26 protein-coding genes are annotated in these 23,364 nt (G+C 66.7%); all 26 read left to right on the top strand.

The genetic code is table 11. The features are described 5' to 3' along the window. Window positions 1-3 precede the first annotated feature (3 nt). The 26 genes from HQN59_RS22690 to trbC all read left to right on the top strand — a co-directional run bounded on the left by HQN59_RS22690 (window position 4) and on the right by trbC (window position 23,362). Window positions 4-1,020, top strand: a complete 1,017-nt coding sequence (locus HQN59_RS22690) for a DUF7146 domain-containing protein (protein ID WP_217704278.1) — start codon at window positions 4-6, stop codon at window positions 1,018-1,020. Between the two features lie 249 nt (window positions 1,021-1,269). After that, the gene (locus HQN59_RS22685; protein ID WP_176071426.1) at window positions 1,270-2,334 is read left to right on the top strand and encodes a DUF932 domain-containing protein; all 1,065 of its coding nucleotides are present in this window, start codon (window positions 1,270-1,272) and stop codon (window positions 2,332-2,334) included. A gap of 356 nt (window positions 2,335-2,690) precedes the next feature. Further along, on the top strand, window positions 2,691-3,533 hold the full coding sequence (locus tag HQN59_RS22680; RefSeq protein ID WP_176071425.1) for a helix-turn-helix domain-containing protein: 843 nt from the start codon (window positions 2,691-2,693) through the stop codon (window positions 3,531-3,533). A 314-nt stretch (window positions 3,534-3,847) separates the two neighbouring features. Then, window positions 3,848-4,159, top strand: coding sequence for a hypothetical protein (locus HQN59_RS22675; RefSeq protein ID WP_176071424.1), 312 nt, complete (start codon window positions 3,848-3,850; stop codon window positions 4,157-4,159). A 20-nt stretch (window positions 4,160-4,179) separates the two neighbouring features. Continuing rightward, the gene (locus tag HQN59_RS22670; RefSeq protein ID WP_176071423.1) at window positions 4,180-5,322 is read left to right on the top strand and encodes a FlhC family transcriptional regulator; all 1,143 of its coding nucleotides are present in this window, start codon (window positions 4,180-4,182) and stop codon (window positions 5,320-5,322) included. A gap of 88 nt (window positions 5,323-5,410) precedes the next feature. Next, a complete protein-coding gene (mobH, locus tag HQN59_RS22665; RefSeq protein ID WP_217704277.1) occupies window positions 5,411-7,297 on the top strand; it encodes a MobH family relaxase in 1,887 nt (628 codons plus the stop codon). 9 nt (window positions 7,298-7,306) lie between these two features. Further along, complete coding sequence (traD, locus tag HQN59_RS22660; RefSeq protein WP_176071422.1) at window positions 7,307-9,217, top strand: conjugative transfer system coupling protein TraD; 1,911 nt, start codon at window positions 7,307-7,309, stop codon at window positions 9,215-9,217. Next, window positions 9,214-9,837 carry an IncC plasmid conjugative DNA transfer DtrJ family protein gene (locus HQN59_RS22655; protein WP_176071421.1) on the top strand — a complete coding sequence of 208 codons (624 nt, stop codon included), beginning with the start codon at window positions 9,214-9,216 and terminating at the stop codon, window positions 9,835-9,837. Before traD ends, HQN59_RS22655 begins: the two co-directional genes overlap by 4 nt. Window positions 9,838-10,123: 286 nt before the next feature. Beyond that, a complete protein-coding gene (locus tag HQN59_RS22650) occupies window positions 10,124-10,540 on the top strand; it encodes a hypothetical protein (protein ID WP_176071420.1) in 417 nt (138 codons plus the stop codon). A gap of 3 nt (window positions 10,541-10,543) precedes the next feature. Next, a complete protein-coding gene (locus HQN59_RS22645; protein ID WP_176071419.1) occupies window positions 10,544-11,107 on the top strand; it encodes a lytic transglycosylase domain-containing protein in 564 nt (187 codons plus the stop codon). Then, the gene (locus HQN59_RS22640; RefSeq protein WP_176071418.1) at window positions 11,104-11,832 is read left to right on the top strand and encodes an OmpA family protein; all 729 of its coding nucleotides are present in this window, start codon (window positions 11,104-11,106) and stop codon (window positions 11,830-11,832) included. The genes HQN59_RS22645 and HQN59_RS22640 overlap by 4 nt, the downstream gene beginning before the upstream one ends. After that, the gene (locus tag HQN59_RS22635) at window positions 11,832-12,128 is read left to right on the top strand and encodes a hypothetical protein (RefSeq protein ID WP_176071417.1); all 297 of its coding nucleotides are present in this window, start codon (window positions 11,832-11,834) and stop codon (window positions 12,126-12,128) included. Before HQN59_RS22640 ends, HQN59_RS22635 begins: the two co-directional genes overlap by 1 nt. Before the next feature lie 27 nt (window positions 12,129-12,155). Further along, window positions 12,156-12,503 carry a hypothetical protein gene (locus HQN59_RS22630; RefSeq protein WP_246295110.1) on the top strand — a complete coding sequence of 116 codons (348 nt, stop codon included), beginning with the start codon at window positions 12,156-12,158 and terminating at the stop codon, window positions 12,501-12,503. 36 nt (window positions 12,504-12,539) lie between these two features. Further along, on the top strand, window positions 12,540-12,839 hold the full coding sequence (traL, locus tag HQN59_RS22625; RefSeq protein WP_176071415.1) for a type IV conjugative transfer system protein TraL: 300 nt from the start codon (window positions 12,540-12,542) through the stop codon (window positions 12,837-12,839). A gap of 21 nt (window positions 12,840-12,860) precedes the next feature. After that, entirely contained in the window at window positions 12,861-13,481 is a 621-nt protein-coding gene (traE, locus tag HQN59_RS22620) for a type IV conjugative transfer system protein TraE (RefSeq protein WP_176071414.1), read from the top strand. Continuing rightward, the gene (locus HQN59_RS22615; RefSeq protein ID WP_176071413.1) at window positions 13,417-14,247 is read left to right on the top strand and encodes a type-F conjugative transfer system secretin TraK; all 831 of its coding nucleotides are present in this window, start codon (window positions 13,417-13,419) and stop codon (window positions 14,245-14,247) included. The genes traE and HQN59_RS22615 overlap by 65 nt, the downstream gene beginning before the upstream one ends. A 2-nt stretch (window positions 14,248-14,249) precedes the next feature. Then, window positions 14,250-15,653, top strand: a complete 1,404-nt coding sequence (locus tag HQN59_RS22610; protein ID WP_176071411.1) for a TraB/TrbI/VirB10 family type IV secretion system protein — start codon at window positions 14,250-14,252, stop codon at window positions 15,651-15,653. Beyond that, window positions 15,643-16,455, top strand: coding sequence for a DsbC family protein (locus HQN59_RS22605; RefSeq protein WP_176071410.1), 813 nt, complete (start codon window positions 15,643-15,645; stop codon window positions 16,453-16,455). The genes HQN59_RS22610 and HQN59_RS22605 overlap by 11 nt, the downstream gene beginning before the upstream one ends. Further along, window positions 16,452-17,087: a TraV family lipoprotein gene (locus tag HQN59_RS22600; protein ID WP_176071409.1), complete on the top strand. Its 636-nt coding sequence runs from the start codon at window positions 16,452-16,454 to the stop codon at window positions 17,085-17,087. The genes HQN59_RS22605 and HQN59_RS22600 overlap by 4 nt, the downstream gene beginning before the upstream one ends. Before the next feature lie 17 nt (window positions 17,088-17,104). Next, a complete protein-coding gene (gene traC, locus HQN59_RS22595) occupies window positions 17,105-19,681 on the top strand; it encodes a type IV secretion system protein TraC (protein WP_176071408.1) in 2,577 nt (858 codons plus the stop codon). Beyond that, entirely contained in the window at window positions 19,678-20,037 is a 360-nt protein-coding gene (locus tag HQN59_RS22590) for a hypothetical protein (protein WP_176071407.1), read from the top strand. The genes traC and HQN59_RS22590 overlap by 4 nt, the downstream gene beginning before the upstream one ends. 63 nt (window positions 20,038-20,100) lie before the next feature. Continuing rightward, window positions 20,101-20,613 carry a conjugative transfer signal peptidase TraF gene (traF, locus tag HQN59_RS22585; RefSeq protein WP_246295109.1) on the top strand — a complete coding sequence of 171 codons (513 nt, stop codon included), beginning with the start codon at window positions 20,101-20,103 and terminating at the stop codon, window positions 20,611-20,613. Window positions 20,614-20,625: 12 nt separating this feature from the next. Beyond that, complete coding sequence (locus HQN59_RS22580) at window positions 20,626-20,955, top strand: hypothetical protein (RefSeq protein ID WP_176071405.1); 330 nt, start codon at window positions 20,626-20,628, stop codon at window positions 20,953-20,955. Further along, complete coding sequence (traW, locus tag HQN59_RS22575) at window positions 20,927-21,586, top strand: type-F conjugative transfer system protein TraW (RefSeq protein ID WP_342451287.1); 660 nt, start codon at window positions 20,927-20,929, stop codon at window positions 21,584-21,586. The genes HQN59_RS22580 and traW overlap by 29 nt, the downstream gene beginning before the upstream one ends. Beyond that, window positions 21,583-22,608, top strand: coding sequence for a TraU family protein (locus HQN59_RS22570; RefSeq protein ID WP_176071404.1), 1,026 nt, complete (start codon window positions 21,583-21,585; stop codon window positions 22,606-22,608). Before traW ends, HQN59_RS22570 begins: the two co-directional genes overlap by 4 nt. 178 nt (window positions 22,609-22,786) lie before the next feature. Further along, window positions 22,787-23,362 (top strand): type-F conjugative transfer system pilin assembly protein TrbC, encoded by a 576-nt coding sequence (gene trbC, locus HQN59_RS22565; RefSeq protein WP_246295108.1) that lies wholly within the window; start codon window positions 22,787-22,789, stop codon window positions 23,360-23,362. Window positions 23,363-23,364: the final 2 nt, after the last annotated feature.

The raw sequence follows: 23,364 nt of genomic DNA, 5'->3' as shown, positions 1-23,364 counted from the left end.
ATCATGAACAATGACTTCGAAGTGCGCGTGAAGGACTTGAAGTCCCGCGCGCACGGGCATTGGACGTCCATACTGCGGAACCTGGGCGTCGACGAAGACATCCTCAAGGGCAAGAACCTGCCCTGTCCCATCGACGGCTGTGGCGGTACCGACCGCTTCCAGTACACGGACAAGTTCGGCGAAGGCAACTACCACTGCCGCTCCTGCGGTGCCGGTGGAGGCCTGAAGCTGGCCCACGCCGTGCGCGGAGGACGGTTCGGCGAACTGCTGGACGACATCGAGAGGATGCTCGGCACGGCCCGTGTCGTGCCGGCACCCGGGCTGTCAGGGCCATCGCTGGAGCGGATGAAGAAGCTGTGCCACCAGACCTGGCTGCAGGCGACCCCGGTCGCCGCCGGCGACGAGGTGGACCGGTATCTGCGCAACCGCGGCATCGACCAGGGTGCGTATCCGAAGACGCTTCGGTTCCATCCGGCACTGGGCTACTACGAGAAGCAACCCGGGCAGAAGCGCTCGAAGCTGATCGCCACCTATCCGGCGATGCTTGCGTGCGTACAGGGGAGCGACGGTCAGGCCGTCACGCTGCACCGCACCTACCTGAAGGACGGGCGCAAGGCGCTGGGTGACCAATCCAAGAAACTGCTGTCGGCAGGCATCAACGGATCGGCCGTGCGCCTCGACGAAGCCACGGACGAACTCGCGGTCACCGAAGGCATCGAGACCGCGCTGGCGGTGCGCTTGCGCACCGGTAAGCCGACCTGGGCCGCGCTGAACTGCGGCAACCTGGAGCGCTTGTGGGTTCCCGACCGCGTGCTGCGCGTGTGCATCTATGCCGACAACGACGCCAACGCCGAGTTCGCCGGCCAGTCATCGGCATACCTGCTCGCGCAACGCCTCGTTCGCGAGGCACGCAAGGCAGGTCTGCATCGCACGGTGGAAGTCTTCGTGCCCCGCCAGGCGGGCACGGACTGGGCCGACATCTGGCTCGCCTCGCTTGCCAAGGACAGGCGGGCGGCGTAGTCTTTTGGGGTGGCAGCAATGCCACCCCTCTTTCCTTGTGTCCCTTGCCGGGCACAGTGAAAGAGGTTTCCCAGTGGCAGCTGCCAGGCCACGCTGATCGATAGCAAAGGTAGCCCTTCAATCCGAGCGCACGACGGCCTGCCCGTCGCGCCGCATCACCGCTCAGCGACGCTGAGCCCACCACCCCGCGGGGACGCGCTTCCCCGCTCAAGGGGTAGAGCCGTCCCCGTATTTCATCTGGAGATCTCCATGAAGTACGGACGTTCCCTCGTCGACCTCGCCACCGAACTCGAGCGGCAGCTCGCAACGAAGCAGGACATGATCGTCCCGACCCCGCTGATGCACCACGTCACCAGCGAGAGCGGCAGCTCGGTGCTCAACATCGAGACCAGCGATGGCGTGCGGACCTTTCGGACCACCGAGAACTGCCGCCGGCAGCTCGCGGACCGCCTCAAGATCCCGTATGCCTACTTCGAGCGCATGCGCGCCGAGCAGCCGACGCTGCTGGATCGCAACATCGACACCTGGCTGCACTCACAGCCGGAACAGCGCATGGTGCGCACGCTGGACGGCAACGCGCGTGCATTCCTGTCCGACCGCTACCGCCGCCTGGACAACTACGATCTGCTCGCGCACGTCTACCCGATGCTGCGCGAACTGCCCGGGGCTCGCGTGGAGTCCTGCGAGGTCACCGACAGCCGCATGTACCTGAAGGTCGTCACGTCGCGCGTGCAGTTCGAACTGCAGCCGGGCGACGTGGTGCACGCAGGCGTCGTCATCAGCAACTCGGAAACCGGACAGGGCTCGCTGTCGGTGAGTCCGCTCATCTTCCGGCTGCTGTGCAGCAACGGCCTCATCGCGGCCGACCAGGCCATGCGCAAGACCCACATCGGGCGCATGACCGAGACCTCGCACGACGAGGTCACGTTCTTCAAGGAAGACACCCTGGCCGCTGACGATGCGGCCTTTTTCCTGAAGGTGCGCGACACCGTCCAGGCCGCCGTGTCCCAGGCCACCTTCTCGTTGATCGCCGAGCGCATGCGCAAGACGATGGGCATCAAGTTGGTGGGCGACCCGGTCAAGAGCGTCGAGCGCCTGGCGGTGAAGTACTTGCTGCAGGAGCACGAGAAGGCCGGCGTGCTGCGCACGCTGATCAAAGACGGCGACCTCACGGGCTTCGGTCTCGTGAACGCCGTGACGGGCTACGCACAGGAAGTCGACCTGTACGACCGCTCGACCGAACTGGAGGCCATCGGTGGGCGTCTGCTCGACCAAGGCGCCAAGGAGTGGTCCGAACTCGCCGAAGCAGCCTGACCCACATCTCACTGCCCCACGGGGCAGTCACCACCCCAGCAAGGACGCCGCACCCGCGGCGTCCTTTTCTTTTTTTGCGAGCGGTCGTTTTCCAGGCGTGCACAACCGTCCGGGAGGGCATAAGCTTCCCGCTCGGAGTAGGAAGTCCGGAATGCCGAACTGCCCACTGCATCGCTCCGTGTCCTGTGGTCGCCCCAGGCGACTACCCCCGCAATTTCGCGTAGCATTCGCCGGTTGCGGGGAGGGACAAGAAGAAGGATCAGCGAAAGTCCAGGATTCTGGGGTTTCGTTTGCTCTCAGCGGCGATCTATGATGACTCCGAACGCAACTTTTGCGCTCCGCCGGTTGGGCTAGGCATGGCGAGCGAACGCTCCGACGAAGACCGGCACCGAGCCCTCGCTGCCTTCATCGATGCCATGCTGGAAAAGCACGGCGTCGCCGACCGCCAGCGTTTCCGAGCCCTTGAAGCGGCCCTAGGCCTGTCGTACACCCAGGTGCGCCGGCGCATGCTCGGCGAGGCCCCGTGGACGATCGATGAGATCAGGCGCCTCGCGACCCACTTTCACGAGCCTTTGATTCCCATCCTGTCGGCACTCGCCGACGAGCCCGGAAAACCCGCCACGCTGCCGTTCGGTGGCGCCCCGCTGCCCTGCACGATCTGGCCCGTGGGCGAGCCACTCTCGGGACGCATCGGACCCATGGTCGCCCTGCTCGACGAGACCACCGGACAGTGGACGGTTGCACCCGCCTCCGACGTGGCGGACCGACCGAGTTACGAACTGGCCCGTTTGCTGTTCGAGCGCGCGCCCCCGCGCCGCGTGGCTGTCCTCGACGACGACGGCGATTCGGCACAGTCGATCGTCGACTTCCTGAGCGCCAAAGGGCTAGACGCCAAACCGTTCGACTGTGCGAGCAGTTTGCTCGCAGCCATGGATGCCGAGCCCTTCGACGGATTCGTGGTCGACTGGCTCCTGGGCGAGAACACGGCAAAGGACCTGCTGTCGCAGATCCGCGTGCGCATGCCGTCGGGTCCGTTGGTGATCCTCACGGGACAGATCGCGACCGGCCTCGCGACCGAGGACGAACTGGTCATGGTGGGAACGGCGTATCGCGCCCTGCTGTTCGAAAAGCCCACGCGCCCGCTGTCGATCTTCAACGCCCTACAGGTGGGGTTCGCCGCGCCTGCGACAGCGACCTGATCGGCACTGTCCGACTTGTCGCGCATGCTGATGCGCGCCGGCTGGAATGCCCGAATGGTCTAGAAACGATCGACCCGGTGTTGGCTGAATCCGCGCATTCACATCCGGATACTTACGACATACGAACTAACTAATTTACTTCCAGCGCCGTCTAGTCTGTTCCATGTGTATATGTAACGCCAATTCTCATTGACACCGAACGCCAGAAATCGGTAATCTTTGGCTCAAGTCGCGACGGCACGGCCGTATCGACTTGACGCTGGGCTCGCATGCTGCCCGCGTCAACCCGCCACACGGCAGACCGGACGGAAACCATGGACCACGCAACCTCACTCTCGCAGGTTCAGCGAGCCAATCTGAACCTTCTCCTGCTCATGCGCGACGTCGCCCTGCGCGACATGGGCGGCGCGGTATGCAGCTTCGGGCTGGCACGCCAGGACTTCGCGGCCATCGTCAGTCGCGCGCCCGACGAGTTGCTCAGCTTTGTCTGCGGCATCGGCGACCAAGCGCTCTTCCTGCCTCGCAGCGACCTCCCAACCTTGCTGGCGCTGCCCCCGGCCGTCGCGCCGGCAATTGCATCGGCGCGCCCAGCCACCGTGCGTTCGACCCGCATCGCCGACGCCTGAACCCCGCAGGGCGGTGAATTGTGGTCAGCACGACGGCGGCCAGCCTGCGTGCGCTGGAGACAGCGCGCCAGTGCGCGATGCTGGGCGCGCGACACCGCACCATCTCATTCATCACTCAACTGACACCCGGCTACATCTCGCGGGCCGTCTACTGCAAGCAATACCCGCCGCCGATCGGTCGACCGAAGTACTCGGAAGACTTCCTCTTCAAGACCACTCGCCGCCTGCAGGCAGAGGCCAGCCTGCTTGCGGCCCACTACCGCCGATTGACCGGCGACGGCTTCCGGCCCGCCGACGCGCTCATCACCGCTTACCGGCACCACCGCACCACGCACCCCGCATCGGAACTGCACTTCGACCAGGCATTCTTCATGGTTTCGAGGCTGGACGGGATCTGGGCTGCGAACAAGAGCGTGCTCTCCTTCGTCGAGTGCCATAGCTGCCACAGCACCTACCTCGCCGCGCATGGGATGGCGCAGCGAGAAAACTGCCCTGCGTGCCGCACCGACTGGCAAGCACCCTCACGCCGACGGAATGCCACAAAACTGTTGCGCGGCCCGACACCGGCCCTGCCGGCGCCGGCAAAGGCCGAGCAGCACGAACCATGGCAACTGGACTTGGATATCGCCCATGTGCGCCTGCTGCGCCGGCTCGAGGAGTTGGGAGCCGGCCACAGGGTGCGCGCGGTCCTGGCCGAGAAGCACTGGGCCACCCTGTTTCGCGCCTCGCGCGGTCGACGGACGGTCACCAGCGCACACCTCACGCGTCCGATGTCCCTGACCCATTGGTCTGCGAAGACGGAAGTCACGCACCGGGTGCAGTACGCGGTGTTCGCGGCGCACTTCAGACGGCTGGTGCAACTGGATCTGACCCTGGTCGAAGCCATGTGTGCGGCTGTCGAGGAGATGCGCAAGGTCTGCCACGGCTATCCCAAGCCCGTAGCCTTCGACCGCTGCTTCGAGGTCGCCGCCTTGCTGGATGCGCTGTGGGGCGTACCCACACGGCAGTTCGAACTCGTGCGATGCCCGGAATGCGACTCGCACCACCTGGTGAGCAAGCTGGAAGCCCGCCCGATGGGGTGCCCCTTTTGCATGCTCATCAAACGCCACCGCGTCCTGCTGCCCGCACCCACGAATACCCGCGCGAGCGCTGAAGTCACCTGATCCTCCCAGGGGCCGGGAACGACGGTCGTTTTACCGGGGGGCTGCGACCGTCGTTTCGGGTTGAAGGCACGGCCTGCAGCGCCGCATCATGGATGCCACTCAAATCGTGGCGTCGAACATGGGCCTGCTCGATCTGCTCCACCGTCGCCCCCGCGCTGGCCCTATCCCGCGCACCGAACCCGGCGGCATCGTCGCACCGCCACCTGGTCCCGAACATCCTTCGGTCGATCCGGGCATCGCCGCCTGCACGGTGGACGAACTGCTCGCCTCCGAGGCGGAGTTGCTGCAACGCTTCAAGTACTGCTACGGCTGCGACGGCGAAACCTTCGAGCGCGACATCGTCGAGCCGATCCGGCGCTACGCCGGCTACGTCAACCTGCTCCCCGCAACGGCGGACAACTACTTCTGCGGCGCTGGCGGCCTGTTTCGCCTTGGACTGGAGGTGGCCTTCTTCGGGCTGCAGGGCACCGACGCCCACATCGTCTCGGGGCGCGCGACCATCAGCGTTCGCAAGGACCTCGAGCCGCGCTGGCGCCGGGCCACGTTCCTGGCAGGGCTGTGCAGCGAACTGCACCGCACGCTGTGCGCTGCCACGGTGATGGACGAGCAGGGCGATGAGTGGCCCGCGTACCTGATGCCACTGACGACCTGGCTGGCGCGTCGCAAGGCACGCCGCTTCTTTGTGCGCTGGATTGCCAACGCTCCGGAGAGCCGCGGACTGAGCCTGTTCGCACTGCCGCACATCGTCTCGCCCGAATCGATGCAGGAGCTTGCAGCCGCCAATCACGTGGTGGTCCCGCAGATGCTGGCCTCGATCACCGGGATCCCACTGCTGCACGAGCAGAGCATCCTGATCGAGCTGGTCAAACGCTCCGCCGCATTGGTCATCGACCGCGACCTGGCCGCGAGTGCCCATCGCTATGGCCGGCCCATCCTTGGCGCACACATCGAACGCTACCTGCTTGATGCCATGCGCCAGCTCATCGCCGCGCACCCGGCCTGGTCGCCCAACACCGAGCGCTCGCGCGTGTGGCTGGGTGCCGAGGGCCTGTTCATCGTCTGGCCCAACGCCGCGGCCGAAATCCGCAAAGTCCTCGAGGACGATGAACTGCGCGGCATTCCCAAGGCGCCCGAGACCATCGTCGAGATCCTGACTGCTGCCGGAGTGCTGATGTCGCCGCCGCCGGGAGTTACCAACTGGTCGATCCTGCCACCTGGCAGTTCGACTGCGCTCGAGGCGGTGCGCCTGATGTCGCCAGACATCCTGCTGACGGGTCAGGCGCGCCCTGTCGAACCACTTCCCCAGTCGTTGCTGGCGCGCTCATCGCCCACACCCGCTCGAGCACACACGACCGCCGCGCAGGTTGCCGCCGGAGCGGCGCCGGCCGCAGCGGAGACGCGTGCGCCCGCCCCACCACGGCCCGGCGTTGACGAGGTGGCCGGGGCACCATACCCGGGACAGCGCGCAGAACCCGAACATGACCCAACTTCGCGCCGTGCGCTCGATCCGCAGACACCGCTCGATTTCGGTGGCAACCCGGACGCTGGGTCCGCGGCTCCGTCCTCGCCAAGTGAGCTGGACGCATCCGTGCCACAGCACTTGGCAAGTCCTCCGCCTACTACTCCGCCATCGCCACCACGAAGATTTGCTCTGAACGCACCGCTTCGGCTCGTTCCCCAAGTCCGCCAGGCATTGCAGGCTGCCATCGAAAGCATGAACGCAGACCCCAGAGCAGCGGTCGCCGTAACCGTCGGGGCGGGCGTCTTCGTTCCGCTGTCGCACTTCAAGTCCTGCAGCGTCGACGTGAACGTGGCCCTGCGGGCGCTGGTCGAGGTCGACCTGCTTGTGGGGACCAAGGATCGCCGCCCCAGGACCTACCAGCACGACATCGGAGGCCAGGAGCAGGCCGGCGTGATCGTCAAGCCGGGACACATACACGGCCTCGACCTCTCCGACTTCCAAGCCACTGCATGAGGTGATGCCATGCTTGTTCGACCCTACGAAATGCCATGGCGACCGGCCTACGAAGTCTGGGCCGCCGCTGCCTGGCTCTCCGGCCTGCTGTACTTTGTCTACATCACCGGGTCCCGCGCCGTGTTCACGCCATTGGCCTTGGCGCTGGCGGCGTTCGCGATGGCCATGGTGGTGGTGCGCGCACGCCAGGCGCTAGGTGTCCTTACCGTGCGGGCCTCACTGTCCGGTCGTGCGATGCAGGTCATCACCACCCGTCGCCTGGGGCAGCTCACGCCGAAGCCAGACCTGGTGTTCCTCGGCTTCGGCTTCGAATGGCAGCCACTTCACTCGCAGCGGCTCTACGAGTTGGCCAAGATCGATTACAAGGCCTTCACGCTACCGCCCTACCTGCTGTCGCTGCTGGGCTACACGGTGGACCCTCAGCCGGACTCCGAGATCGGCATGCCCTTCATCCACGGCGTCGAGCCCAAGGAACAGCCGCTGTACCGGCCGTTGCAGAACTTCGAAGGCGGCACGCTGCTTGTGGGCACGACCCAGGCCGGCAAGGGCGTGGCACTCGCGACCTTGCTCACTCAGGCCATCAAGCGCGGCGACGTGGTCGTCTTCATCGATCCGAAGAACAGTCGACGACTCAAGCGTGTCGTCCAGCGAGCCTGCGAGGACTACCGGGCGCCCGACACCTTCCTCGAATTCCATCCGGCCTTCCCAGAAGTCGGTGTACGCCTGGACTTCACCTTCAACTGGCAGAAGCCCACCGAGATCGCGAGCCGCCTGCAGTCGATCATGCCGACCGACAAGGACGGCACCTTCAGCGCCTTCGGATGGGACGCCGTGAACGTCGTGGTGCAGGGCCTGGTGAGCCTCGAAGACCGTCCCAACCTCGTCAAGCTCATCAAGTACGTCGCCGGCGGGGTCGAGCCCGTGCTGGAGGCCTCGTTGACTCACTTCTTCGACCGCGTGTTGCCGCGCGGCTGGCGCGATTCGGTGGAGATGCGCAAGCTGCTGCAGGAGGCCAGCCGCGGACAACTTCGCCGCCCCTCGGAGGTAACCAGCCCTCAGCTGATCGCCTACGTCACCTACTACGAACAGCAGGTCCCGCAGAACCAGCATGAGCGCGTGATCGACGATCAGATCCGCGTCTTCAGACACAACCGCGAGCACTACCAGAAGATCACGGCCAGCCTGCTGCCGATCCTGTCCATGCTCACCTCGGGTGACCTAGGCAAAAGCCTGTCGCCGGATCCCTTCGATCTGGACGACACGCGCCCGATCATGAACTTCGAGAAGATCGAACGCGGCGGCCACGTGCTCTACATGTGCCTGGACTCGCTGCCCGACCCGTCCGTGGCTTCCGCGATCGGCGCGCTGGCCCTGGCGGACATGGCCGCGCGCGCGGGCATGCGCTACAACCTCGACATCAAGGGTCGCATCACGCTGGTTGTCGACGAAGTCTCCAACGTCATCAACAAACCGCTGATCGAGATCCTCAACAAGGGCGCCGAGGGCGGCATCCACTCGATCTGCGCGATGCAAACCCTCGCGGACCTCGCCAACCGACTGGGATCCGAAGACGCTGCACGCATGGCGCTGGGCAACCTCAACAACCTCTTCGCCTTGCGGACCAAGGACCGTCCGACACAGGACTTCGTGGTCGAGACCTTCGGCAAGACCGGCATCCACACGATGCGGGTCGGCCGCAACCTCGGGGCTGACACGCATCTGGGCGACTGGAGCAGCGGCCAGTCGGTGCAGATCACCGACGCGATGGAAGAGCGCATCCCGGCAGACGTGCTCGGGAAGCTGCCCAACCTCCAGTACTTCGCCCAGGTTTCGGGTGGTCGGCTCATCAAGGGCCGCTTCCCGATCCTGGACCCCGACTTCGACCGGCCCAGGCCGCGCCGCACCGGGCACGCAGCATGATCCGCATCGTTTGGATCACCGCACTGGCCTGTGTGCTCGGCCTCGTGCTCTACATCCCCTCGTCAGTGCCACCGGAGCGATTGATGCAGACTGTGCGAGCCGAGCACGAACTCAACACGACCCTGTGGGGGATGGCAGCGGCCGATCGCATCCTCGAGCGCATGCTGACCTTCCAGGCCAATGGGGTCAATGTGTCGATGCCGCCACCGGAAACCGTCCAGCCTGCCGGGCCCGGCATCAACACGGCCATGACCGCCGAGTTCGGACAGATGAGCACGCGCCTGTTCTCCTCGCCCTACTTCAAGTCGGTGGACGCACTGTTCACTCTGGCGACGCTGCGCGCCGCGACATTGCTTCACGTGCTGCCACTTCTGCTGGTGTTTTTCCTCGTGTGCGCGATTGACGGCTTTGCTGTGCGCAGTGTTCGCGCGCGCGAGTTCGCGGCCTACAGCGCCGAGGTATACACCCTGAGCGCCACCAGCGGCATTGCTCTTCTATCGCTCGTGCTGGTGGCACTGTTCCTGCCCTTCACGATCAACCCTCTGTTGACCATCGCAGCCTTGCTCCTGATGCTGCTCGTGTTCAGCCGGGCCATCGCCAACTACCACGTGATGCGCTGATTTCCATACGAAACCCCAAACGGCCCGCCACTGTGCGGGCCGCTTCGTTTTGGCAGGCACCACGGCATCCAAACCGGAGCGCCGGCGGAATCGACGGTCGAAAACTCGGGGGTCTCCGATCCGGGTTTCGAGTTGAGCGGGCGCGACTTGCTTCCTACGCTAAGCACCTGAGGTTTCGCATGTCGTGAGCCTCATTGAGGCCCCGCCGATGCAACCCCAAGCCGCCCATTCACGAGGACCGTCGATGCCGCCCACCCTCGTCGCCGCACAGCCGCCGGCCATCGTGATGACGCGCGTGTGGTTGGCGGAGCACGACTGGCTGCACAGCGTCTATGCCAGCAGTTCCAACCACTCGCCGAAGTTCCGCTTCCCCGACCTGCTGTCGGCATGCATCGCGCTGGTGCTGGCCAGTACCGACGCGATGTCCGCACTGCAGCGCTTTCTGAGCACCGAACTCGGCGCGCGCGATGCGACATCCGCGCGGCGTTCGTGCCACGTCTGGCGCCGGCAGTTCGACGACCTGCTGCGCGAACACCGGGCCCCCTGGAACTCCCATCCGAACCCCAGGTTCGACCTCGACGACATTGCCACCGGTTGCGTGGCGGTGGTGCGCGCGGGACACGACCCCGTGGCACGCGTGCTGCAGCAAGCGCGCTTGAACTTCGCGGCGCGTGCGGCCGCCGACCGGGACCTGCAGGGCTGAGCCATGACGCACGCCCATCCCCTCCTGTTGTCGCTCGCGTGCGCAGGCCTGCTGCTGCCGGCATTGGCTCACGCGTGCTGGGAGGACGCGGCCACTCGCTACGGCGTCTCGCCGCAGCTGCTGTACGCGGTGGCGCGTGCGGAGTCCGACCTCAACGCTTCGGCGGTCAACCTGACCCATCGTGACCGCACGAAGAGCTACGACATCGGCCTCATGCAAATCAACAGCTCGCACCTGCCGACCCTCGCGCGCTTCGGCATCACGGAGCGCGATCTCTATGAGCCCTGCACCAACATCATGGTTGGCGCCTGGCTGCTGGCCGGTCAGTTCTCGCGCCAGGGCGTGAGCTGGGACTCTGTGGGCGCCTACAACGCCGCCTGCACGCAGCTCAAGGGCACGGCCTGCCAGCGAGCGCGCTCGACCTACGCGTGGCGTGTTTTCCGCCGACTTCCCAGTCAAGCGAAGGGCACGCACATCCCGGCCGCTGCGACGGCGCGCCCTCGGACGGAATCCGACACGCCCGCCCGCCCCGCGCCGTTCATCCTCAATGCAAGGGTGACTCCATGACCCTGCGCCTCACCCGACTGTCGATGGCGAGCGGATTCGCTGCCTCGATGCTGCTGGCCACTGCGTCGTGTACTCACCCGCCACGCACCGTCGAGACTCAGGTCCAGGCGAGCACGGCGCCGGTTCGCCCTGCCCCGCTTCGCATTGCGCAGATGAGTTTCGGCCCGAGTGCGTACTTCGCTGCCTGCGCCGAGCCCGCGTGCCCATCGCCCACGCCCAAGACGTTGCCCGGCGCCCTCACCCATCCCGTCGCCGCGGCCGCGGGCGATGTGATGGGCCCGTCCCTGCAAGCGACGCGAGCGTCTGACACGCCTGCTCCGGACGAGCCCCCCGCGAACTTGGTACCCATCGCCCCTGTCGCGCCTGCGCGTGCGGGCACCGCGGACACGCACATCCTCCTCACCTTTGCGTTCGGCTCGGCCGCGCTGACGGCCGAATCGCGACAGGTCTTGCGGCGGTCGTTGCGGCTGGCGCGCGAGTCCGACCGCATCGTGATCTCGGGGCGCACCGACAGCCTGGGGCCGGAGGAGATCAACCAACAGCTTGCGCTGGCCCGCGCTCTGGCCGTGCGCAATTTCATCCGCGACGCGGTGCCAGACCTGCCCAACGTCATCGCCATCGACGCGAAGGGGCGGTGCTGCTTCATTGCGTCCAACGACGACGAAAGCGGTCGCAGCCGGAACCGGCGCGTCGAAGTCGTCTTCACGAGCTCGGGAGTGATTTGATGGACCGTCCCGTCGCACGCCCCGCTCGCGCCCCCACAGCCGACGCCGCGCCTTCGGGCGCGACATCAGCCGCATCCCCGCAGCACTCGCGCAAGCCTCGCCCCGGTTGGAAGGCAACGATCGTCCGGAGCGAGAGTTTCGCCGAGCTGCGGCGCATCCAGAAATCCACGAGGGATCCCGTCATCGACCTCAGCTACCTGGCCGACGCGTGCGTCGAACTGGCGCTGGAGCTCGGTGCCGAGCGAATCGTGCAGCGGGCCATCGCCTCGTTCGGCGTCACCCACACGACCCCCTGAACTCACCACCTTCAATTGGAGAACGCAATGCAAGCAACCACCGCACCGACCCTGGCCCTGCCTTCGCGCAAGGTGATGCTGGCCACCGGACTGATCTTCGCCCTCCTGGCCGGCCTGATGGCGGCAGCGCCCAGCCACGCGCTGGACCTGGTCGGCTTCGTCGGCATCGCCGGCCCGCTCGCGGCCGCGCTGGCGCAACTGGCCGCGCTGGCTCCGGGCGTCAAGGCGCTCGTCGGCTTCGTCGGCTTCGTGGTCGCCTTCATCAGCCTGGCCGCGCTGCGCAACTTCGGCCCGGTCCTGTTCTATCTCGGGATGGCCATCTTCGGTGCCGTCGGCCTGACGATCGCCGGCGCGATCCTGGGTGCGGTGATCTGAGCCGGCCGGCAGGGCCCACGAGCAAGGGGAGGCGCGATGCAGTCGGACACCTACATCCCGCGACGGCTGGACGACCAGTGGAAGCTCGGCTTCTGGGACGCCGATGTCGCCTTCCCCTTCGTCTTCTTCCTCTTTCTCGGCTGGATGTCCGGCACCAAGTGGGGCTTCGTGCTCTGCGCCGGTGCTGGCTTCCTCCTGAGTCGCTGGATCTCTCGCACCAAGGCCGACAAGCACCCGGCCTTCGCGATGCACTGGGCGTACTGGGCGCTGCCGACCAATCCCGCCACCGCCCTGCGCGCCACGCCGCCTTCGCACATCCGACGCATGGTCGGCTGAACCCTGCAGGAACCCGCAACCATGGACTTCGCCCAGCACCAGAACGACCTGCGCGCGCAGCGGCGGGCCAATCGCGTCCTCAGCGCCATCGTGGCCGCCCTGTCGATGACGGTGCTCCTGTGCCTCATCGTCATCGTGAGCATCGTCGGATCCGACCGGACCGTCATCGTCCCGCCGAACATCGACCGCACCTTCTGGGTCACCAAGGAGAAGGCGAGCCGGGAGTACCTCGAGGAAATGGCGAGCTACGTCGCCTGGCTGGTTCTGGACGTCACGCCCTCCACCGTCGACTGGAAGAAGAACGTGCTGCTGAACTGGGTGGCCCCGGATCAGCACGCGGCCATGAAGACCAAGATGGACCTGGAGGCCGAACGCCTGCGCGGCAACAACGCCACCACGTTCTTCCTCGTGCAGCAACTGGCTGCCGACGAGGCCAAGCAGTCCGTCGTCGTCACCGGCCGATTGCGTCGGCAGATCAACGGCGCGGACGTCACCGAGCCGGAGACGCGGTCATACCTCGCGCAGTTCCAGTACGCGGGCGGTCGCGTCCACATCCAGTCGTTCAAGGAGATTCCGTATGCGCAACCCGGCCAGCAAACTCGCGTCGGCGCTGCTGATCCCAACGGCGCTCCTGCTCGCTAGCGCCACCCCGGCGTTCGCGCTGCAGGTCGTCGAGGCCAGCGACGGCGTTTCCGTCGACGCCGTGCTCTCGCTGAAGGAGCCGACCCGCATCCGCGTCGACGGTGCGCCGATCACCAACGTCTTCGGCAACATCTACTCGACCAACTGCGGTGCGGCCATCACCAGCGCGGCCCCGGCCCAGCCCGGCGCGATGCCGGCCCCAGCAGCCGGCGCGGTGAACCCCGCCGGCGAAGTCGTGCTCGAGTGCGATGTCGACAAGGGCGAGATCTACGTCCGCCCGGTCGGCGGGCCCGGCAAGCCGGTCAATCTGTTCGTGTCGACCCAGCAGGCGACATACACCCTGCTTCTGCGCCGCTCCGACACGCCGGCCGACACCATCGTCATTCGGGACAAGTCGCCACGCTCGACCCGCATCGACCCCGCCTCGGCGTCGCCGACGGCCCGTACGCCACAGCATGTCCGGGCCCTGAAGGCGATGCTGGTCGCGATGGCAGCGGACCGTGCACCGACCGACATCCGCGTCGACGAGGTGAACCGCCCCATCCAGCTCTGGCAGGAGGCCAAGTTCTCGCTCGTGCGGCAGTACGAAGGTCGTGGCCTCATCGGCGAGCGCTACGTGCTGACCAACGTCTCGAACCTCGACATGGTTCTGGCCGAGCAGGAGTTCGATCGCGAACGCGGCAACGTGTTGGCCATCTCGATCGAGAACCACAACCTGCGCCCCGGTGAGAGCACCACCGTCTACGTCATCCGCCAGGGGTCCTGATCATGCCCAGCTTCGTCGACAACCTTCGCGAGCGCTGGGCCGGCATCGCCGAGCGCATGTCGCCGCGCGCGCGCCAATGGACGATGGCCGCGCTGATCTCGGGCGGCGGCGTCGCGCTGCTGTGGGCCGTCTTCTCCGCAGGGTCGGGCGACAGTGCCCAGCGCGCGGCGGCCGCAGCCGCGAAGAGCGACGTGCGGCCGACCAACGTCGACCTGATGGCACCCGGCTCCCAGGTCAAGGACTCGGAGGTCTGGATCGGCAAGGCGGGCAAGGAACTCGAGAGCTTCAAGGCGGAACGCGATGAGCAGCGCAAGCTCAACCGCGACCTGAACGACAAGCAGCAGGACCTGCTGCGTCGCTTGGCCGAGATGGAGGAGCGACTCAAGAGTCGCCCGGCTGAAGCGACCCGGGCGGCGTCCGCCCCGGGGCCTCTGGCGCAGCCGTCCAACCCGCCACTACCCGGGCCACCCGACGCCGCGCTGCCCCGCGTGCCGGCCGGGCTTCCTCCTCCACCGCCACCGCCCGTCGCGTACGGACGCGGCGCAATGCCGCCTGGCGTGCCGGGGACGGCGTCGCCGAGCGGCATCGATGTCGGCGCCGCGCCGGCCATGCCGCAACTCATGCGGGTCACGCTGGCCCAGCCGACCAAGACCGGTGATCCCGCCGAGCCGGGAGGCAAGAAGCCGCGCGAGACCCTGGAGAACTTCCTGCCGGTCAGCTTCACGAAGGGCGTGCTGCTGGGGGGCCTGGACGCCCCTACCGGCGGCCAGGCGCAATCGAATCCGCATCCGGTGTTGATCCGGCTGTCGGACAACTCGGTGCTGCCCAACCGCTTCCGCGCGGAGTACCGGGAGTGCTTCGTCATCGCCGCCGGCTACGGGGACATCAGCTCGGAGCGGGCCTTCCTGCGCACCGAGCTCCTCTCCTGCGTGCGGCCGAACGGCGACTCGCTGGAAGTGAAGATCCAGGGCTCCGTGTTCGGCGAGGACAGCAAGGTCGGCATGCGCGGCCGCCTGGTGACCAAGCAAGGCCAGATGCTGGCGAACGCACTGCTTGCCGGGGTGGTCAGTGGCATCGGCCAAGGCTTCTCGCAGGCGAACACGACCTACAGCACCTCGCCGCTGGGATCGGTGGCCACCACATCCGGATCGGAGGCCTATCGCGCCGGCATCGGCTCGGGCGTGGGCAAAGCCATGGACCGGCTCGCCCAGTACTACATCAAGCTCGCCGAGCAGACCTTCCCGATCATCGAGATCGACGGTGGCCGCGAGATCGACGTGGTCCTCACCAAGGGCGTGCGCATCGACAACACCGATGCCCCTTCGGCGTCCAACTCCCCCACCTCGCTGCCCGGCCGCACGGAGCCGTCGGAGCGCTACCAGAAGGTGACCACCGATGAAGAATGAACAGCTCCTGGTCGGCGCTCTCCTTGCGCTGGCGTTGCAGGGCTTGCACGCAGCCTCGACCGGGGAAGAAGCCCGCCTGCTGGCCACGCTAAAGCGCACCTATCCGTCGACGACCTTCACCTCGGTCGCCGCCAGCGAAGTCCCCGGTCTCTTCGAAGTCTGGATGGGACCGAACGTGGCCTTCGTGTCGCCCAAGAACCCGCGCTACTTCATCATGGGACGCCTTCTCGACGCGAAGACGGCGACCGACGTCACCGGACCGAAGCTCGCACGCGCCCAGGCCCTTCGACCGCCCACGGAGACCATCGAGGTGGCCGAGAAGCCGATCGATGCCTCGCGGCTGCCGCTGCAGGACGCCCTGAAGGTCGTCCACGGCACGGGTGCACGCATCCTGTACGCGTTCAGCGATCCGGCCTGCTCGTTCTGCCGGCGGCTCGAGCCGGAACTCGCCCGTCTCTCGGACGTGACCGTCTACACCTTCGTGCTGCCCTTCCAGGGTCGCCAGTTGCCGCAAGCGGTGCTCTGCTCCCCCGACCCGGTGAAGAGCTGGCGGGCCGTGATGCTCAACGCCGACACCAGCGGGCTGAACGGGCAGGCCGATTGCGCAACGGCGCTGGATCGCAACGTGCAGTTGGCCCGGCAACTCGGCGTCAACGGCACGCCGACCATCTTCTATGCCGATGGCACGCGCACGACCGGCTACGTTCCCGGTGCGGAAATCGAGCGTCGCCTCGCTTCCGCGATCGCGGGCGATCTGCCGGCCGCGCAACCGAGAACGGTCACCCAGGTGAGGCCGCAATGAGCAGCAACCGTACTTTCATCGCCTCGGGCTTCGTGCTCACGCTGGTGGTCCTGTTGTCGGGCTGTACGTCGATTACCGGACTGGACGGCGACTCGAGGTACGCGTGCAAGGCCCCCGAAGGGGTCCGCTGCGACTCGCTCTCGGGCAACTACTACAACGCCATCCAGAACAACCTGCCGGTGCAGCGCCGTTCCGGGACGCCACCGGTGGACACCACGCCGCAGTCGAGCCCCCCGGCGGGAGGCGTGCGCGCTGCCCCAGCGATGCTGAACGCCTCGACGCGCCCCTCGGCGAACGACGAGGGCGCGGCGTACCAGGCGGCCCCACTGCGCGCCGCGCCGCGGGTGCTCCGCATGTGGGTAAAAGCCTGGGAGGACGCCGACCGCGATCTCGTCGGTGAGAGCCTGGTCTACGTCCAGGTCGACAACGGTCGCTGGCTCGTCGATCACGTCCAGCGCCAACAGCGCGAGGCCTTCATGCCAATCCGTGCGCCCAAGCCGCCCACGCCGACGAAGTCGGCCGGCGCCGCGTCTGGTGCGAACGGCCCGTCGTCCGTGCCGACCGAGGAGGCACCGTCCCTGACGCAGGCACTGCGGGCCCTGCAGGGCCGCACGCCTGCCGCCGACCAATGACCTGGGAGGGCCTTTCCATGCTCGAGTCCCTTCGCCTCAACCTGTTCGGCAGCGCACCGTCAGCTGGAACGGGTGACAAGCCCGGACCGGGGCTGTTCTCGTTCGGCCACCAGGACGAGTCGCCCGCCGACCAGTTCGCCAGCTGGCTGCCCTACATCTCCTACCTCGATGAGGAGCAGCTTTTCGTCAACAAGGATGGCGTGGGCTTCCTCCTGGAGGTGATGCCGCAAAGCGGCGCCGACGACCGGATGGTGGACGTGCTTGTGTCGCTCTACTCGAACTGCCCGCCCGACACGGGAATCCAGTTCCACCTGTTCGCCTCGCCGCACATCTGCCCGCCGCTGCGTCGCTACGCCAACCTGCGCATGGAGGACGGGGACCAGATCCAGAAGGCGCAGGCGTTCGGCCGCCCGGCGCGCAACGAGAACCTGTACCGCAAGCTCGCGCGGCGCCGCTATGCCCACCTGTCCCATGGTGCGCACCACTCGCTCACACAGGGCTTCCACTACACCATTCGCGACTTCCGCCTGATGGTCAGCGTGTCGGTCAACGCCGATCCCGCCAACCTCGCCGATCGCGAACGGATCATCGGCTTGCGCGACGGCATGGCGACGACTCTTCGCTCGGCCTCGCTGCCCAACCGCGTCTGCGATGCGGCCGACCTGATCAACTGGTGCTCGCTGTTCGTCAATCCCGATCGCATCGACGCGGCGACCGCGCCGGACCTTCACTACGACGACGGGCGAGAGCTGAGGGACCAGATCGTCGACCACGACACGATCCAGGATGCGCGCTCCAACGGCCTGCACCTGTGGAAGGAAGGCGCCGGCGACGGCCTGGACGTGCGCTTCTTCTCCATCAAGTCCTTCCCCGAGCGCTTCGGCCTGTGGCAGATGGGCGCGCTCGTCGGCGACCTGATGCAGCCGGCACTGCAGTACAGCTCGCCCTTCCTTCTGACGATGGGTGTCTACATCCTCGACCCCAACGCCACCAAGACGGTGGTCACGGCCAACCACGTCCGGGCCACGCAGAACGCGGGCAGCAAGATGGCCGTGGTCATGCCCGACGTCGCAAAGAAGGCCCGCGACTGGTCCGCGGCCGCCGACGCGATCGACACGGGCGGAGCGCTGGTGAGCATGTACCACCAGCTCGGCCTGTTCTGCCACCCGACGAAAGTGGCCCAGACCCAGGAGACCGCCAAGGCCATCTGGCGCGCTCGCGGCTTCGAGCTCAATGCAGATGTCTACAAGCATCGCCAGGCGCTGCTGGCCAGCCTGCCGATGACCTTGTCGCCCGCCTTCCACGGCGACCTGCGGAAGATGAAGCGCGTCACGCGCAAGACGATGGCCAACGCGATCCACCTCGCGCCAGTGCTGGCCGAGTGGCGCGGCAGCAAGACACCGACCCTGATGTTCGCCGGTCGCCGCGGCCAGTTGCTCACGCTCGACCTGTACGACAACGACGGCAACTACAACGCCGCGGTCATCGGCTCGCCGGGCTCAGGCAAGTCGGTGTTGCTCAACGAGCTCGCGTGGTCCTATCGCGCAGTCGGCGCCAAGATCTGGATGCAGGACCTGGGTCGCTCGTTCGAGAAGCTCTGCCGCAAGGCCGACGGCACCTTCATCGAGTTCCGGCCCGATGTCGAGATTTCGTTGAACCCGTTCCCGCTGGTGACAGACATCAACGAGGACATCGACATGCTGCTGCCGGCCATCGCCAAGATGGCCTCAATGAAGCAGCTCGATGAGGTCCAGACGAAGGCGATCTCGGCCATGCTGCTCAAGCTCTGGGCCCAGTACGGCCCCGAGCTGGACATGACGATCCTGCGCGATTCGTTCGTGCCCGGAACGATCGAGGAGCTGGGCATCAAGGAAGACCAGCGGGTCCGCGACCTGGCCGTGATGCTCAACCCGTATGCCAAGGGCGGTCAGTACGCGCGCTTCTTCACCGGCCGCAACACGATCGACTTCTCCAACGACTTCGTCGTGATCGAGAGCGAGGAGCTCAAGCGCAAGCCGGACTTGCAGGCCGTCGTCAACATCATCCTGTTCCATGCGATCACTCGCGAGATGTACCTCACGCGGGATCGCAAGAAGGTCTGGTTCATCGACGAGCTCAAGCAGCAGCTCGGTGACTCCAGCGAGAACGACCTGGTGATGGCGGCAGCCATCGACGAGGCCGCACGGCGCGCTCGCAAGTATGGCGGCAGCCTCGTGACCGCGACCCAGAACGGCGACGACTACTTCACCTCTGCGCAGATGGAATCGGCGCTGAAGTGCTCCGACTGGACCTTCCTGCTGCGGCAGAAACCCGAGTCGATCGAGCTGCTCGCCCGGACGGGCCGCTTCTCGATGGACGAGCCGAAGAAGCGGCTGCTGAACTCGCTGCGCATGGAGCCCGGCGTGTTCTCCGAGTGCTACATCACGTCGCCCATCGGCGAGGGCGTGGCTCGCATCATCCTGGACCCATTCTCTCACCTGCTGTTCAGCAACAAGCTCGACGACAACGCGCCGCTGGACGCACTTCGCCGGCAGGGCCTGTCCATCGACGACGCGATCACCGAGCTGCTGCGGCGCCGGGGGCATGCGGTATGACCTCGGCTGCGACCCATGTCCTGGTGTCGGTGTTCGTGACCGCCGGCGCGCTGCTCGCCTACGACCGCCTGGTCGTGAAGCCGGCACAGGTCATCGGGATCGTCGACATCGCCGAGGTCTATCGCGCCAAGGAGTCCGAGTTCGCTGCGCTTCTGACGGCGAGCAAGACCGACGACGAGCGCCAGCGCGCCTACGCCCAGGCTCAGGCCTTCGGCGACCGCCTCGACCGAGCGCTGCGCGAGATGCCCTCCGAGTGCAGGTGCACGGTGGTGGTCAAGTCGGCGGTGGCGGGTAGCTGGTCCAACGCGATCGACCTCACCGCGGCGCTCAAGGCCAAGGTCGGCTCGAAGTCCTGAGGTGCTGCCATGACGACTCTCCGCGTCGGTCTCGGTCCCTGGCTGCTCCATGGCGCCCGCCTGTTGGCGCGCGACATGCGACGGCATTGGTTGGTCTTTGGCGCGGTCGGCGCAGTCTGGGTACTCGCGCTCATCCGCATGTTCGTCCATCCGCTGCCGGTCGTTCCGCTGCTGTTCAACTGGACGCCCAGTCTGCCCTACAAGGTCGCGATCGCCGACTACCGAAGCGGCGCCATCAGCCGCGGCGATCTGGTGGTCTACGCATTCGAGGGACCCGCAGGCGAAGTCGCGTACCCCGGTCTGCGCCATCAGGCCTTGTTCAAACGGGTCGCCGGCGTGGAAGGCGACGTGGTCACGGTGCAGGGGCGCGACGTCTTCGTCAACGGCGCACCGGTGGGACGCGCCAAGACCCATGCCTTCGACCGCCGGGAACTGAGCCCGATTGCGCCGACCGTCATTCCGGCGGGTCACCTGTATGTGCAAGGCACCAGCGCCGACAGCTTCGACTCGCGCTACAGCCTCAGCGGGCTGGTGCGGGTGCAGGACGTGAAGTCGCGAGTTATTCCGCTGCTGTGAAGTGAGGACTGCATGCGCGCGATCTCGATGTTCACGATGCTGTGCCTGGCGGGCACGGTCGGCGCCCAGCCGCAGAGGTTGGACATCCAGGATGACGTGCCGATCGATACCTACCTGGCGCTGCTGTCCCAGGTCGCGCCGCCGGCACGCGACGGTGCGGAAGCCTTCATGGCGGCGTTCCGCAATCGCTGCGGACGTCCCCTGCGGACCACCGAGCTGCGTCGTGCCTTCGCGCAAGGTGACGGCGACCCGGTGCTGATGGGCATGATCCGCGCCTCCCACGAGCGGGACACGGCCGCGCTGCAGCGACTCGGTGCCTCCATCGCGTGCCCGGGGAAGTGAGATGCCACGGCTTCCTGCCGTCACGTTCGCGCTCGCCGCCCTGTGCTGCGCCGCGAGCGGGCGGGCCGAGAACCTCGGCACCATCGGGCCGACCTACCCGATCGCGGAGAAGCACTTCCTCGATGTGATCATGACCCGGCTGCGAGCCAAGGAGGCCAGTGGCGAACTCCGGCGGCACGAGCAGGAGGCGCGCGACCGAGCCGCCTACGCGGTCAACAACCCAAAGCCCGTGGACGGCCTGCGCACCGCCCTGGCTCCACGCACTTACTACTTTGACCCGACCTTCACGCTGCAGTCCAACGTCGTCGACGCTCAGGGCGCGGTCCTTTTCCCGGCTGGCACCCGAAAGAACCCGTTGGAGGTCGTCAGCCTGTCCAAGCACCTGCTGTTCTTCGACGCACGCGATCCGGGCCAGGTCGCGCGGGCGCGCGAGTTGATCGAGCGCTACCAGGGCAAGGTCAAGCCGATCCTCGTGGGCGGCAGCTACATGGACTTGATGAAGCGCTGGAACAAGCCGGTGTTCTATGACCAGGAGGGCACCCTCGTGCGCAAGTTCGGCATCGCCGCGGTGCCCGCAATCGTGTCTCAGGAAGGCCAGCGCCTTCGCATCGATGAGGTTCCCGTGCGATGAACACGCTCCACCGCCTGCTGATCCTGCTGATCCTGCTGCCGCTGCTCGTATGGTCCTCGCTGGCCACCGCGGCAGGGATGGCCACCTGCACGGGGAAGTTCCCGAACCCGCTGACCGACATCTGCTGGTCGTGCGTGCTGCCCATCACCATCGGCGGCGCCACCATCGCGAACTTCGGTGGGCAGGAGGACAGCGGCGACAACCCGTCCAATCCGATCTGCAGCTGCGGCGTGAATCCCACGATCGGCCTGTCCATCGGCTTCTGGGAACCTGCGCGCCATGTCGAGGCGACGCGCAAGCCGTTCTGCCTGCCATCCCTGGGCGGCCTCAACTTGGACCCGGGCATCGCAGCTCCCGAGGGTGCCCGCTACACCCGCTCGGAAGGGGACGGCGATGGCGGGTCGTTCTATCAGGCCCACTTCTACACGAACCCCGTCCTGTACTGGCTCGAAGTCGTCGCCGACTTCCCTTGCCTTGAGCGCGGCAGCTTCGACCTCGCGTACCTCACCGAGGTCGATCCGCTGTGGAACGACGACGAACTGACGCTGATCCTCAATCCGGACGCGGTGCTCTTCGCCAATCCGATCGCGATCGCCGCCTGCGCGGCGGATTGCGTGGCAGCCACCGTCGGCTTTGGCCTGAACACCCTTTTCTGGTGTGCTGGCTGCCAGGGGGGCATCTATCCGCTGGACGGCCAGGTCCAGTACCACATGGGCGGCGTGCGCACGGCCGCGCTACTCGCCCAGCGCCTGACGGCCAAGATGCACCGCGAACTCATCGCCTGGGGCTGGCACGGCTCGCGGGGCCTATGTGGTCCCTACTTCGAGCCGATCATGGACAAGGCGTCCTACAAGACCAACCTCACCTACCCGATCCCGTCGACCGACAAGCTCGACGGCAAGTGCTGCCAGCCGTTCGGACGCACCACCGTCCTGTGGGGCGCAGGCAAGGAGTACCCCGTTCGCGGCGAGGACTTCGCCTTCATGCTGTTCCGGAAGAGGAATTGCTGTGTCGGCTACTGAGCTTCATCGCAGCGTCCTGGCCGCCACGCTCGCGGCTGCGCTGGTCGTGACCGCGGCACCAGCGGCTCTCGCTCAGGCGAGCAGTGGCCAGGTCACCGAGGCCGACATCGCTCGCGCGGCGCGCAGCCAGCCGGCCATCTCCGACAAGGACATCGAGGCCGCGCGCCGCAGGTACCGCATGCCCACCGACGAAGAGCTCTCCCGGGTTCCCGTCCCATCAACGCCCCGGATCGACGCTTTGCCACAGCCGCGCACGCCGCAGCGCATCGACCTCGGTGCCATCGCGAGGGGCTTCGACGAAATGGGCGCCCCCGACCCCTCCAGGCCGGGCGTGGCCATGGGACCGGCGTTGCTGGTGTTCGTCAGCTTCTCGATGTCCGATGCGGCGCTCGAGCGCTTGGCCGAGCAGGCGGCTCGAAGCGGGGCGACGTTGGTGCTGCGTGGCCTGGTGGAGGACTCTCTGCCGAAGACCGTGACCCGGGTCCAACGTGTCATCGGTCAGCGCAAGGTCGGCTTCCAGATCGATCCCCAGGCCTTCGACCGCTTCTCGATCACGGCCACACCGTCCTTCGTGCTGATCAAGGACCGTTCGGTCCCGACGCCTTGCGCTGCCGGCACCTGCTTCGCAGCCGACAGCTACGCGCTCGCAGCAGGTGACGTGAGCATCGACTACGCCTTGCGCTTCATCCAGCGCAGCGCCCCGAAGTTCTCGCGCGACGCCAATCACTTCCTCGCCCGGATCAAAGGGGGCTGAGC

The sequence above is a fragment of the Rhizobacter koreensis genome, from assembly GCF_013366375.1.
Classification (GTDB): Bacteria; Pseudomonadota; Gammaproteobacteria; order Burkholderiales; family Burkholderiaceae_C; genus Schlegelella_A; species Schlegelella_A koreensis.
Note: the sequence above shows the minus strand (reverse complement) of the source record. Positions and strands in the feature narration are given on the sequence as shown.

Coding starts and splice junctions, on each gene's coding strand:
- HQN59_RS22650 (WP_176071420.1), top strand. CDS start 10,124: ATGACGCGCGTGTGGTTGGCGGAGCACGACTGGCTGCACAGCGTCTAT.
- HQN59_RS22655 (WP_176071421.1), top strand. CDS start 9,214: ATGATCCGCATCGTTTGGATCACCGCACTGGCCTGTGTGCTCGGCCTC.
- HQN59_RS22615 (WP_176071413.1), top strand. CDS start 13,417: ATGCGCAACCCGGCCAGCAAACTCGCGTCGGCGCTGCTGATCCCAACG.
- HQN59_RS22640 (WP_176071418.1), top strand. CDS start 11,104: ATGACCCTGCGCCTCACCCGACTGTCGATGGCGAGCGGATTCGCTGCC.
- trbC (WP_246295108.1), top strand. CDS start 22,787: ATGCCCACCGACGAAGAGCTCTCCCGGGTTCCCGTCCCATCAACGCCC.
- HQN59_RS22630 (WP_246295110.1), top strand. CDS start 12,156: ATGCAAGCAACCACCGCACCGACCCTGGCCCTGCCTTCGCGCAAGGTG.
- HQN59_RS22675 (WP_176071424.1), top strand. CDS start 3,848: ATGGACCACGCAACCTCACTCTCGCAGGTTCAGCGAGCCAATCTGAAC.
- HQN59_RS22605 (WP_176071410.1), top strand. CDS start 15,643: ATGAAGAATGAACAGCTCCTGGTCGGCGCTCTCCTTGCGCTGGCGTTG.
- HQN59_RS22690 (WP_217704278.1), top strand. CDS start 4: ATGAACAATGACTTCGAAGTGCGCGTGAAGGACTTGAAGTCCCGCGCG.
- traE (WP_176071414.1), top strand. CDS start 12,861: ATGGACTTCGCCCAGCACCAGAACGACCTGCGCGCGCAGCGGCGGGCC.
- HQN59_RS22680 (WP_176071425.1), top strand. CDS start 2,691: ATGGCGAGCGAACGCTCCGACGAAGACCGGCACCGAGCCCTCGCTGCC.
- traD (WP_176071422.1), top strand. CDS start 7,307: ATGCTTGTTCGACCCTACGAAATGCCATGGCGACCGGCCTACGAAGTC.
- HQN59_RS22580 (WP_176071405.1), top strand. CDS start 20,626: ATGCGCGCGATCTCGATGTTCACGATGCTGTGCCTGGCGGGCACGGTC.
- HQN59_RS22610 (WP_176071411.1), top strand. CDS start 14,250: ATGCCCAGCTTCGTCGACAACCTTCGCGAGCGCTGGGCCGGCATCGCC.
- HQN59_RS22685 (WP_176071426.1), top strand. CDS start 1,270: ATGAAGTACGGACGTTCCCTCGTCGACCTCGCCACCGAACTCGAGCGG.
- mobH (WP_217704277.1), top strand. CDS start 5,411: ATGGATGCCACTCAAATCGTGGCGTCGAACATGGGCCTGCTCGATCTG.
- traC (WP_176071408.1), top strand. CDS start 17,105: ATGCTCGAGTCCCTTCGCCTCAACCTGTTCGGCAGCGCACCGTCAGCT.
- HQN59_RS22645 (WP_176071419.1), top strand. CDS start 10,544: ATGACGCACGCCCATCCCCTCCTGTTGTCGCTCGCGTGCGCAGGCCTG.
- HQN59_RS22635 (WP_176071417.1), top strand. CDS start 11,832: ATGGACCGTCCCGTCGCACGCCCCGCTCGCGCCCCCACAGCCGACGCC.
- traL (WP_176071415.1), top strand. CDS start 12,540: ATGCAGTCGGACACCTACATCCCGCGACGGCTGGACGACCAGTGGAAG.
- HQN59_RS22570 (WP_176071404.1), top strand. CDS start 21,583: ATGAACACGCTCCACCGCCTGCTGATCCTGCTGATCCTGCTGCCGCTG.
- HQN59_RS22600 (WP_176071409.1), top strand. CDS start 16,452: ATGAGCAGCAACCGTACTTTCATCGCCTCGGGCTTCGTGCTCACGCTG.
- HQN59_RS22590 (WP_176071407.1), top strand. CDS start 19,678: ATGACCTCGGCTGCGACCCATGTCCTGGTGTCGGTGTTCGTGACCGCC.